Annotated in this window: 12 protein-coding genes; 5 read left to right on the top strand and 7 right to left on the bottom strand. The window is 68.8% G+C overall.

The features are described 5' to 3' along the window. From ACLFRM_RS07565 to hemC, 5 genes are all read right to left on the bottom strand, one after another. Positions 1–638, bottom strand: a 638-nt coding sequence (locus ACLFRM_RS07565) for a UbiD family decarboxylase domain-containing protein (protein WP_410755130.1), incomplete at its 3' end; no start/stop codon positions are given. Then, positions 628–1,950, bottom strand: a complete 1,323-nt coding sequence (locus ACLFRM_RS07560; protein WP_410755129.1) for a heme biosynthesis HemY N-terminal domain-containing protein — start codon at positions 1,948–1,950, stop codon at positions 628–630. The genes ACLFRM_RS07560 and ACLFRM_RS07565, both read right to left, overlap by 11 nt. Beyond that, on the bottom strand, positions 1,947–3,482 hold the full coding sequence (locus ACLFRM_RS07555; protein WP_410755128.1) for a uroporphyrinogen-III C-methyltransferase: 1,536 nt from the start codon (positions 3,480–3,482) through the stop codon (positions 1,947–1,949). Before ACLFRM_RS07555 ends, ACLFRM_RS07560 begins: the two co-directional genes overlap by 4 nt. 54 nt (positions 3,483–3,536) lie before the next feature. Beyond that, positions 3,537–4,355, bottom strand: coding sequence for a uroporphyrinogen-III synthase (locus tag ACLFRM_RS07550; RefSeq protein ID WP_410755127.1), 819 nt, complete (start codon positions 4,353–4,355; stop codon positions 3,537–3,539). A 5-nt stretch (positions 4,356–4,360) separates the two neighbouring features. Continuing rightward, positions 4,361–5,329, bottom strand: coding sequence for a hydroxymethylbilane synthase (hemC, locus tag ACLFRM_RS07545; protein WP_410755126.1), 969 nt, complete (start codon positions 5,327–5,329; stop codon positions 4,361–4,363). A gap of 375 nt (positions 5,330–5,704) precedes the next feature. Here hemC and ACLFRM_RS07540 point away from each other — a divergent pair, with 375 nt between their 5' ends. The 5 genes from ACLFRM_RS07540 (at position 5,705) to radC (ending at position 9,025) form a co-directional block, all read left to right on the top strand. Further along, positions 5,705–6,160, top strand: a complete 456-nt coding sequence (locus tag ACLFRM_RS07540) for a thioredoxin family protein (RefSeq protein ID WP_410755125.1) — start codon at positions 5,705–5,707, stop codon at positions 6,158–6,160. 152 nt (positions 6,161–6,312) lie between these two features. After that, positions 6,313–6,525: a hypothetical protein gene (locus tag ACLFRM_RS07535; RefSeq protein ID WP_410755124.1), complete on the top strand. Its 213-nt coding sequence runs from the start codon at positions 6,313–6,315 to the stop codon at positions 6,523–6,525. 124 nt (positions 6,526–6,649) lie between these two features. After that, the gene (locus tag ACLFRM_RS07530; RefSeq protein WP_410755123.1) at positions 6,650–7,507 is read left to right on the top strand and encodes a DUF692 domain-containing protein; all 858 of its coding nucleotides are present in this window, start codon (positions 6,650–6,652) and stop codon (positions 7,505–7,507) included. Positions 7,508–7,517: 10 nt separating this feature from the next. Then, positions 7,518–8,291 (top strand): DUF2063 domain-containing protein, encoded by a 774-nt coding sequence (locus ACLFRM_RS07525; RefSeq protein WP_410755122.1) that lies wholly within the window; start codon positions 7,518–7,520, stop codon positions 8,289–8,291. A gap of 62 nt (positions 8,292–8,353) precedes the next feature. Continuing rightward, on the top strand, positions 8,354–9,025 hold the full coding sequence (gene radC, locus ACLFRM_RS07520) for a RadC family protein (protein WP_410755121.1): 672 nt from the start codon (positions 8,354–8,356) through the stop codon (positions 9,023–9,025). 60 nt (positions 9,026–9,085) lie between these two features. Here the strand turns inward: radC and ACLFRM_RS07515 are convergent, their stop codons facing one another. Together ACLFRM_RS07515 and ACLFRM_RS07510 are read right to left on the bottom strand one after the other, a co-directional pair. Beyond that, positions 9,086–10,555, bottom strand: coding sequence for a methyl-accepting chemotaxis protein (locus ACLFRM_RS07515; RefSeq protein WP_410755120.1), 1,470 nt, complete (start codon positions 10,553–10,555; stop codon positions 9,086–9,088). After that, positions 10,530–11,051 (bottom strand): PAS domain-containing protein, encoded by a 522-nt coding sequence (locus ACLFRM_RS07510; protein WP_410755119.1) that lies wholly within the window; start codon positions 11,049–11,051, stop codon positions 10,530–10,532. The genes ACLFRM_RS07515 and ACLFRM_RS07510 overlap by 26 nt, the downstream gene beginning before the upstream one ends. Positions 11,052–11,255: the final 204 nt, after the last annotated feature.

The raw sequence follows: 11,255 nt of genomic DNA, 5'->3' as shown, positions 1-11,255 counted from the left end.
AGCCAGCGCATGATCACCCGGTTGCGGCCGATCACCTGCTGGCGGTAGATGCCCATGTTCAGGCGCTCGCGCCCGGCGGCCGCGGCATCCTCGGGGTTCGACTCCATCCCGCCGCCCTTGCGCGGCCGGCCACGCGTGGTGGTCAGCCCCCAGGTGATCAGCGGCGCGGCGTCCTCGGGCCAGCAGGTCTGGATCGGCCACTGCGACAGATCCACCTCGTCGCCCTCCAGCACCACCTCCTGCACCGGCGCCTTCTTGACCCGGCGCGGGGCCATGTCGAGCACCTTCTTGAAGATCGGCAGGCTCTTCCACGCCTCCTTGAGACCGGCCGGAGGATCGGGCTCCTTGAGGAAGGCCAGCAGCCGGCCGATCTCGCGCAGGTCCGCCAGCGTCTGGCCACCCATGCCCTGCGCCACGCGCTCGGGGGTGCCGAACAGGTTGAGCAGCACCGGGGTGTCGAAACCGACCGGGTTCTCGATCAGCAAGGCCGGCCCACCGGCGCGCAACACGCGATCGGCCAGCACGGTCATCTCCTGGTCGGGATCGACCGGCTCGGTCACCCGGACCAGTTCGCCCTGGCGCTCGAGCTGGTCGAGAAACCGCCGCAGGTCGGCCAGCGCCGCCCGGTCAGCGGCCATCGTCTTGGTCGGCAGGTTTCACCGGTTGCGGGGCGGTGGCCGCTTCCAGGCCGGCGCGCGCCAGCGCGCGTTCGTAGAGCAGCGCGGCCTCATTGCTGTCGCGCAGGCGTGCGTGCACCCGGGCGGCGACGGCGAGATAGCGCAACTCCTGGTCGAGCGGGCCAAGCCGGCTCACCCATAGCTGGGCCGTGCCCGGGTCGGACTCGGCCAGGGCCAGCCGCGCCATGGCGTAGGCGAACGCCGCCCGCTCGCGGGCCCGGCCCACGTCCGGGGCGCTGACCGGCTCGTACCAGTCCTCCGGCACCAGCTTGAGCAGGCGCTTGCGCGCCTCGTCGGGCTGCTCGTGGCGGAGCTCGGCCCAGGCGTGCAGCGTCGGTGCCTCGAGGGTGCGGCCAAGGCGCTTTTCCAGCACGCGCTCGGCCGCCGACTCCGCCCCGCTGCGCGCCAGGGCCTCGGCGTAGGCGATCGTCACCGACGGGTTGTCGACCACGTTGCGCCCGGCCTCCGACCAGAGTCGCGACAGGGCATCCAGGTCACGCGAGCGGGAGGCGGTCTCGATACGACCGAGCAGGGCGAACCGCTCGATGCGCAGCAGCTCGTCGGCGGTCAGCCGCTTGTCCTTGATCCGTCGCAACGTCGGCAGCAGATGCGCCAGCGCCTCGTGCTCGCCGGCCATCTCGAGCAGTTGCGCCCGGATCAGCAGGATTGCCTCGTCGCGCGGGTGGGTCTCGACCAGCGGCTCGACCATGACCTGAGCCCACTCCACCTCGCCCAGCGCGATCAGCCGCTGGACGATGTGCAGGCGCAGGAACTCGGCGAACTTGGGAAAACGGCGCCCGACTGTCTCGAACAGGTCACCGATCTCCTCGCGGGTCTCGGCGTGACTACGCGGGGCCATGCCCTGTCGTGACGGGTCCAGCCCGTCGAGCAGGGCATCGATCGCCACCTGGAAGTGCATCGGCGGCAGGCTGCCGTCCTCCACCCCGGCCAGGGCATAGCGCTGGGCCAGCTCGGTCTGGCGACGCTGGCGCTCCGCCCAGGCGCGCAACAGCTTTTCGTCGGCGGCATGCCGGCGCTGCTCGGCCGAACGACGGCTCAATCGCGCCGGCAGGTGCAGCACCCCGGCCACCAGTCGCCACAGCAGCTGCAGCGCCACCAGCGCGACCAACACGATCAGCACCAGGGCGACCGCGGTGGTCTCGACCCGCCAGCCGGCGAACTCGACCATGGCCACGCCGCCCCCCGGCAGGAAATACACGGCCGCGGCCACCGCAGCGGCCAGCAGGACGATCCAGACGATCAGACGCTTCATGACGGGTCCTCCTTGCCGGCGTCAGCGGCCGCGTCGGCCGCGGCACGGGCCTTCTCGCGGGCATTGGCCCGCTCCCAGGCGTCCAGCACCTTGTCGATCGACGGGAAGTCGCGACCGGCGAAGCGCTCCTGCGTGCGATCCAGGGCCTCTAGGGCCTTGGCCGGGCCATCGGCCTCGGTCGCGTAGTGTGTCTCGAGCCAATCGCGCGCCTCGTCGATCGTGGTCGAGAGCGCGTCGGAATCGCGCGACAGCAGCGACTCGCGCACGGCGGTCAACCACAGGCGCATCTCGCGGTCCGTGGCCACCCGTTCCCGCAGGCGGGTGGGTGTGTCCGAGCGCGTGACGGTGACCTGGCCGGCCAGCCAGTCGGTGGTCTTCGCCCACGCCTTCTCGTACCAGGCGGCGTCCGCCGGCAGCGACTCGGCCGGATCGGCCGGATCGGCGGTGGTCTCGTCGGCGGCCTCGGCCCGTTCCTCCGACTCGTTCTCGGCCAGCGGCCAGTCCTCGACCCGGTCGGTCAGGCGGCGCAACGCCAGCGCCTGGCCGACGCGATCACCCTCACCGGTCGCCTCGATCGCGGCGATCGCATCGCTGATCGCCGAGCGCAGCGGCAACCAGTGCGGACGCGACAGCGCCGCGACACGCTGGTCGGCCAGCTGCAGCGCGAGCAGGGCCCCGTCCGGATCACGAGCGATGGTCAGCCGTTCCTGGGCACGCGTGAGGAGAAAGCCGATCTCGGCGGTCTTCCAGGCGATCTCGCCGCGCGAGAGGCGATCGTCGATGCGGGCGATGCGCTCGTCGAGGTGATCCTGTCGCTCGGCGAGCTTGTCCTGCTGCCCCTGCAGGCCGGACTCGACCTCCTCGCGGATCGCCTCGCCTCGATCTTCCAGATCGGAAACCGAGTCTCGGGTCGCGCCCAACTGCTCGTCGAGCCGCGCGACCTGCTCCGAGAAGCGCTTTTCCAGGGCCTCGTCCTGGGCCTCGCGCTCGCTCGTCTGCGATTCCAGCGACTGCTGCAGTTGCCACAACTGCCAGCCACCGACGGCCGCCAGCGCGAACAGCACCAGCAGGCCGATCACCAGCAGGGGCGTGATCGAGCGGCGGGGCGCACCGGTCGAGGGAACGGCTCCGTCGGCGCCGGGAGTCTTGTCGCCACCCTTGCCCGTGGCGCCGGCCCCGCCCGACGGGGAGCCGGGTGAGCTGGGCGCGTCCTTCGACTTGTCGTCGGCCGCCTTGCCCGTAGTGGACGAAGCCGACGTCTTACCGCCAGACTCGCCGGCGCTCGCCGACTTGCTGGGCGAGTTGCTGGGCGACTTGCGGCGTGGCTTGCGCCCGGTCTTCGCCGCGGGCTTTTCGTCCGCGCTCTTGCCCGACTCGCCCTTCTCGGCCTGGCCCGCCGCCTGGGCCTTCTCCGCGCCGGCCGGGGTGTCGGCCGACGTCGGGACGGCGGAGGGAGCCGACGACTTGCCCGCCGGGGCAGACGCCGGGGCCTTGTTCTCCTCGGCCTGCTTGTCGTTGTCTTTCTTGTCCATGCTCATCCCCAGTCTGGATGCGATCGGATGGAAGCGTCCTGGCGCTCGACTCGGTCAGGGTCGCGGCGGAGGGGACGCATCACGGTCGGCCCGCTCGGCGATCACCCGCCAGGCAGCGCGGGCCAGCGCGTCGCTGCCGGGCCCGCCGGACAGGGCGATCGGACCCCGGAAGCCCAGCGTCCGCGCTCGGTCGAGCGCGCGCTCGTTGATGACCAGCAAGGTGGAGTCTAGCAGCCCCGACTCGCTGCCATGCGTGTCGGTGGCGAGCCGTGCGAGGCAATCGAGCGCCTGCGGCGCGGTGATGATCCAGAGACAGGTCGGGCCGGACGGGACCGGGGCCTGCGTCTCACGACAGGTGCGACGATAGACGGCGACGAAGCGCGGCTCGGCGCCCCGGTCGACGAGGTGGTCGGCGAGCAGCCCCCGCCCGGTCTCGCCACGGATGATCCACACCCGCCGGCCGATCATCGGCACATCGCGCAGGCGCTCGAGCAGCCCCTCGCTGTCCTCGCTGGAGACGGGCAGGAAGGTGGCCGCCCGACCACACTCGGCCAGTGCCCGACCGGTGGCCTCGCCGACCGCGGCGAATTCCCGGGCCGGCCAGTCGACCAGGGGACGGACGGCCGTGGCGGCCTCCACCGCCCGCGGGCTGACGAAGACGACCAGGTCCTCGGGCCGCATCGTCGTCAGTGCGGCGGGCAGCTCGCCGCCACCGGGCAGGGGCTGAATGGCGAGCAACGGGCAGGTGGTCAGTGCCGGTGCCGTCCAGCCCTCGGGGCGGGCCTCGGCCAGTGCCTCGCCGAGGTCGGCATTGCTCCCGGCCGGTCGCGTCATCACGACCGCGCCGATCGGCGGCAGGCGGCGTTCGGTCACGGGGGTCAACCCTGACCGGGCGCCTCGGTCTCGATGCCCACCTCGGCGAGGATCTTGTCGGCACCGTTTCGCAGCACGCGTTCGGCCAGCTCGATGCCCAGCGCCTCGGCCTGGTCGCGCGGGCCGCTGATCTCGTCGCGCAGCGTCTCGGAGCCGTCCGGCCGACCGACCAGGCCGCGCAGCCACAGCCGGTCGTCGTCGATCAGCAGGGCGTGGCCACCGATGGGCACCTGGCAGCCGCCGTTGAGCCGGGTGTTGAAGGCCCGTTCGGCGGTCACGCGGATGGTGGTGTCGCGGTCGATCAGCGGGTCGATCAGGGCATGCACCTCGGCATCGTCGCTGCGTGCCTCGATGCCGAGCGCACCCTGGCCCATCGCCGGCAGCGATTCCTCCGCCGAGAGTCGATGCGTGATCCGGTCGGCCAGTTCGGCGCGCTTGAGGCCCGAGGCGGCCAGGATGATCGCGTCGTACTCGCCGTCGTCGAGCTTGCGCAGGCGCGTGTGGATATTGCCTCGCAGGGTCTTGACCTCGATGCCCGGGAAACGCTCGCGCACCTGGGTCTCGCGGCGCAGGCTGGAGGTGCCCACCACGCTGCCGGCCGGCATCTCGTCGAGATTGGCGTACTTGTTGGAGACGAAGGCGTCGTGCGGGTCGTCGCCCTCGAGGATGGCGATCAGCTCCAGGCCGTCGGGGAACTGCATCGGCACGTCCTTCATGGAGTGGACCGCGATGTCCGCCCGATCTTCGAGCATCGCCACCTCGAGTTCCTTGACGAACAGCGCCTTGCCGCCGATCTTCGACAGCGGGCTGTCGAGCAGCTGGTCACCGCGGGTGGTCATCTTCACCAGTTCGACCTCGAGGCCCGGGTTGCGCCTTTTCAGCTCCGCGGCGACGAACTCCGCCTGCCATAGCGCCAGCAGGCTGGCTCGGGTGGCGATCCGCAGCACGCGGCCCTCGGAAAATGCCTTGCTCATCTGTCATCCTCATTCTGCCAACCGGACGGCCCTGAATCGGTCCGCCGCAAGATCCGCGACATGGTAACCCGGTTACCGCACTCGGACACGGGCCCGGGGAAGAGCGGCATGGGCAAGGTCGACATGGAATTCGCACAGACAAAGGAACCGGCCAATTCCGATATAGTCCAAACCGCATGCACTCCGGCCATGTCCGGCAGCCATCATTTCCCCGGAGAGAAACCCTTGCCTTCGATTCCCTCGACCCGACCCTTCCCACGTCTGGCCCTCGCCACGCTCGCACCCCTGGCAGGCCTGTTGCTGACCGGCATGGCGGCTCCTCCCGGGCAGGCAGATCAATCGGCCGCGAACGCCGATCGCGGTGACGTCCCCCTGATGAGCGACCTCGAGCACGTCGAGGCCGATCTCGAGTACATGCAGGAAGAGCAGATACCCATGCTGCTGTTCTTCCACGCCACCTACTGCAGCTACTGCCGGACGGTCGACGACGAGTTCCTGCAGACGATGGCGGAAAGCGAGGAGCACGACGGCCGTCTGATCATCCGCCGAGTGGAGATCGACTCCCAAGAGCCGGAGATCGAATGGCAGGGCACGTCCTACACCCCGGTGGAATTCGCACGCCTGCAGGGCGTGGAGCTGGTGCCGGAAGTGATCTACTTCGCCCCGGACGGCAAGCAGGTGGTCGACGAGCTCAAGGGCGTGACCGTGCCGGACTTCTATCCGCAGTACCTCGACAAGCGCCTGCGCGCTGCCGAACGCTGCATCGATGACCCGTCCCTCGATGTCTGCACCGACGGCATCGATCGGCCGCGTCGTGACCTGAACAACTAGCTGAAAGGGCTAACAAATCCTAGCGGCAGACTCTGGTTTTGCCGTCTACCATCGGGCATGATCAGGAGCAAGACGAGAGAAGAAATCGACCGCCGACCGGTCGAAAAACGACGCGGTCCCCCGCGTGAACCCCAACGAGAGGATCCAACGACATGAAAGCGCAATCCAAGAAGCACCTGCTGATCGGTTCCACCGCTCTGGCCACCGCCATCGCCGGCTCCTCGGCCATGGCCGCCGGCAACGGCAACCCGTTCGCCTCGGAGTCCACCCACGCCGGCACGCTGCAGACCGCCGAGATGGCCTGCGGCGAGGGCAAGTGCGGCAACAAGGACGACGACAAGGAAAAGGACGACGACAAGTCGTGACCAACCGGGTCGCCGCGATGGCGGCCCGCACCGAACACCATGAATCATGGACGCGACTGGGGCAGGCGCACGTCCTCGGTCGGGTCCGTGATCGTCAAGGGGGATACCCTTGCGGAGGCACGTCATGCCTGCACGCCAGACACCGGATTCTCACCTCGGCCGCGTCCCGGTCGGCATCGGCCTGCGACGCGGCGAACTGATGAAGCAGATCGAGGCCCAGCGCCCCGACGTGGACTTCCTCGAGGTCGCCCCGGAAAACTGGATCCGTTTCGGCGGGCCGGTCCGTGATCGTTTCGTCTCCCTGCTCGAGGACTACCCGCTCTACACCCACGGGCTGTCGCTGTCGATCGGCGGGCCGGCACCGCTGGACATGGGCTTCGTCGACGAGGTCGCCGGCTTTCTCGACGAGTACCGTCCCGAGCTCTACAGCGAGCACCTCTCGTTCTGCTCGGACAACGCGCACCTGTACGACCTGATGCCGATCCCCTTCACCGAGGAGGCGATCGACCACGTCGTCGCGCGCATCGACACCGTCCAGCAACGCCTCGGCCGGCCGCTGGTGCTGGAAAACGTCTCCTACTACACCCCGGTCGCCGCGACGATGGACGAGCAGGCATTCATCCTCGAGATACTCGAGCGCGCCGACTGCGGCCTGCTGCTCGACGTGAACAACGTCTTCGTCAACAGCGTCAACCACGGCTACGACCCCTACGCCTTCATCGACGCGATGCCCGCCGAGCGGGTGCGCTACCTGCACGTCGCCGGTCACCACCAGGTCGAACCCGACCTGATCATCGACAGCCACGGCGCGCCGGTCAGCGACCCGGTCTGGGACCTGCTCGGGCACACCTACCGCCATGTCGGGCCCGTGCCGACACTGCTGGAGCGCGACTTCGACATCCCGCCGCTCGACGAACTGATGGACGAGGTGAACCAGATCCGCCGTACCGCCGAGCGCGCGCTGGGCAGCAAGGCGGCGTGAGGACGCCCCGGTGAGCGACGACTTCCGTACCGCCCAGCAGGCCTTCACGCGTTACGTGCGCGATCCGGACCACCACGCCCCGCCACCGGGCTCTCGCCCGGAGCGCATGGCCTGGTACGCACGACTGTTCTTCAACAACGTCGACGGCATGCTGGAAACGGCCTTCCCGGCGCTGGCCGCCAGCCTGCCGGAAGCGGACTGGCGCGAACTCGGCCGCGCGTTCTTCCGCGACTGCGCGCTGGCCTCGCCACTGATGCGCGACCTGCCGGCGGCATTCGTCGCTCACCTCGAGGACAACCCGGAGACAGCCGCCACGCTGAGCGACTGGCAGCGCGAACTGCTGCCCTACGAACTCGCGCGCTTCGAGTTGCTGGCCGAGGACGAGCCACCGCCACCGGCGGATCTCGACCCCGATGGCGACCTGCTCGACGGCCACCCCCTGCGCTCGCCGCTCGCCCGGCTGATGCTTGCCGCCTATCCGATCGACCACATCGCCGCCGAGCTGGAATCCGGACGGGAACCGGCGATCCCCGCTCCCGGCCTGCACCACCTGCTGCTCCACCGCGACCGGCGGGGCGCCCCGTCTGCCCTGCGGCTCTCGCCGGCCAGCGCGCAACTGCTCATCGCCCTGGACGAGGCGGAGACATCCACCGGGCGAGAGGTCATCGCCTCGGTGGCCGCCCGGCTCGGTCAGTCCGTGGAGGCACTCACCCCGCTAGCCCTCGCGGAACTGGAGCGCTGGCGCGAGCAGGGTATCCTGCTGGGTAGCCGGCCCGGCGGGTAACCGACAGGGGAGTCGCGGGGCACGGCTCGTTTCAAGCAACCGATTCCATGGAAGGAGTCCTCATGCCCATCACCGACTGGCCCGCCAGCGAGCGGCCGCGCGAACGCCTGCTGACACGCGGCGCAGCAAGCCTCTCCGACGCCGAACTGCTGGCGATCTTCCTGCGCACCGGCGTGGCCGGGCGCTCGGCCGTGGACCTCGCGCGCGACCTGCTCTCGCACTTCGGCTCGATCAGCGCGCTGCTCTCCGCCACCCGCGCGGACTTCGCCCGCGCCCGCGGGCTGGGCGACGCCAAGTACGCCCAGCTGCAGGCCGTGGTCGAGCTGGCCCGGCGGCATTTCGCCGAAGAACTGCGCGTCGGCCCGGACATCGAGAGCCCTCAGGCCGTGTTCCGCTTCCTGCAGGCCGAGCTCGACGGGGAGACCCAAGAGGTCTTCGGCGCGCTGTACCTCGACAACCGCCACCGCGTGCTCGGCTTCGAGCGCCTGTTCTTCGGCACCATCGACCAGGCGGCCGTCCATCCCCGCGAGGTGGTCCGTGCCGTGATGCGCCACAACGCCGCGGCGGTGATCCTCGCGCACAATCACCCCTCCGGCGTCGCCGAACCCAGTGCCGCCGACCGGCGCATCACCGAACGCCTGCGCGAGGCGCTGAACCTCATCGACGTGCGCCTGCTCGATCACGTGGTGGTGGGACGTCCCTGCATCTCGATGGCCGAGCGCGGGCTGCTGTAGCGCCATCGGGTCAAGGGCAGACGACACGACAGCCGGGGGGCTGTCACCGCCGGCCACGATTCAGCTGCGCTCGATCCGTTCGTGTGCCTGCTCCTCCAGCGACTCGAGCACCTCGAACACCTCGACGCTGGCCTGCTCCGCCCCCTGGTAGGCCTCGACGATACGGTCTTGCAGCGCCTTGTCGCTCTGCCAGCCCTCCTGCGCGAGTTCCAGTGCCTCCCGGACCTGCTGATGCACCTCCTGGTGCGGTGCCTTGAGATCACCGTAGGCCGGCAGGTCGCGATAAAGCTGGTAGCCCTCGCCCGAGTCGTACCACTTGCCCAGCCGGCAGCTGTGTTCGTCGACCAGCACCGCCTGGGCCTCGCTCGAATCGAGGCCGCTGGTAAAGGCCATGTAGCCGTTCTGCTTGTAGATCATGTGATCGACCTTGACCGTCGAGGTGAAGCTGCTGACCCGCACCTTCTGCACGGCCTTCGTCGCGACGGCGGTCTGCTCGACGAAGTGGTCCAGTGTCTCCCGCAGCGCCCTGATGTGGCCGCTGAGGACCTCGGCGTTGTCGCTCAACTCGGTCTGGTTGGTGAGGATGTTCTCCGAGCTCTGCCGGAATTCGCGCACGATGCCGTCGACCTCCTCGGTCGCCCCCTTGGTCCGGGAGGCCAGGCTGCGGACCTCGTCGGCGACCACCGCGAAGCCGCGGCCATGTTCGCCGGCGCGCGCCGCCTCGATCGCGGCGTTGAGGGCCAGCAGATTGGTCTGGTCGGCAATCTGGCTGATCATGTCCAGCACGTTGCTGATCTCGCCGCTCATGCGCGCCATCTCGCCGACGGCGTGGTTGGCCTCGTTGGTCAGGGCATGGGTGCGGTCGAAGGTGCGGTTCATGTCCAGCATGTCCGACTGGCTTTCCGAGGCGCTGCTGGCCACGGTCTGGATCACGTCGTCGACCTTGGCGATCTCGGTGCTGACGCTGATGAAATCCTGCTGCGCCATGCCGAGGTTCTGCTTGATGTTCCGCGAACCCAGCTCCTGCATCGCCGCCAGCAGCTCGTTGCGAATCACCAATGCCTGGTTCCTCTCGGCGATCCGCAACGCCTCGTTGATGTCCTCGAGCGAGCTCCGCATGATGCCGCGCATGCCCACCGCCTGCGCCGGCCGGCCGTATTCACCCTTCGTCATGCGGTCGAAGACGGTATTGACCTCGCGAAAGTAGGTTTCCAGCTGATCGAAGATCTCGTTGACTTCCCAGGCGACCTGGCCGACCTCGCCCTGGCCCGGTATGCGGGTGATGCGGTTATGGAAATTGCCGTCGAGAGCGGCGCGCAGGTTGTCGCGGATATGCTCGACGATCCGCAGGCTGCCGCGCAGGGAAAGGTAGGCCATGATCGAGACCACGACGGTGGCCGCGATCAGGATCAGCCCCCAGTAGGGAAAGTGCTCCGGCCCCAGCCACGTCAACAGCCAAACGGCCAGTAGCTCGAGGTTGAAGAACACCAGGAGCAGCTTGAGTTTAGAGGCTAAGAACAAAGGCTTCATAGTCGGCGTGCTCCGGGTGAATATGGCGATCGAGAACGGCGAGCGATGCCTTGCAGGCCGCATCCACGCTGCTCGCGCCGGCCTCCGCGGCCAGCATCTCGGCGTAGATCGGCTTGACCTTGGCAACGGCGGCGGGGTCGGGTTTGCGGCGGGCGGAGAAGAACCCGATGATCCGGCCCTGGGCATCCCGATCCGGGGTGATGTTGGCCCAGACCCAGTAGTTGCTGCCGTCCTTGCAGAGGTTGTTGATGTAACCGAAGAACTCGTCGCCGTTGCGGATCGTGTCCCACAGCAGGCGGTAGACGCCGCGCGGCATCTCGGGGTGGCGGATGATGCTCTGGGGCTGCCCCAGGAACTCCGATTCGCTGTAGCCGGTGATCCGCATGAAGGCGCGGTTGGCATAGGTGATCCGGCTTTGCGGGTCGGTCTTGCTGACGATGAACTCGTCGTCGTTCAGACTGACCTCGCGGCCGGTCGGCTGGTGTTTTGGATGCACGCCTGCCCTCCTTCCCGGGGAATGTTCCGATCGTGTCTGTCATCCCGTGCCGACTGCGGGAATAGGCTCCGCTGACGGGGTCGGCATTTCCCTGATGTCTCATTCAATTCCCTGATACGCACAGTATATCGGTGCGTGGAGGAGGAACTTGAGGTCGAGCGCGCCCCGCCAAGACAGGCATGTCGCTTCGTCACTGCGACTCGG

This window comes from Guyparkeria sp., from assembly GCF_046540515.1.
Lineage (GTDB): Bacteria > Pseudomonadota > Gammaproteobacteria > Halothiobacillales > Halothiobacillaceae > Guyparkeria.
Note: the sequence above shows the minus strand (reverse complement) of the source record. Positions and strands in the feature narration are given on the sequence as shown.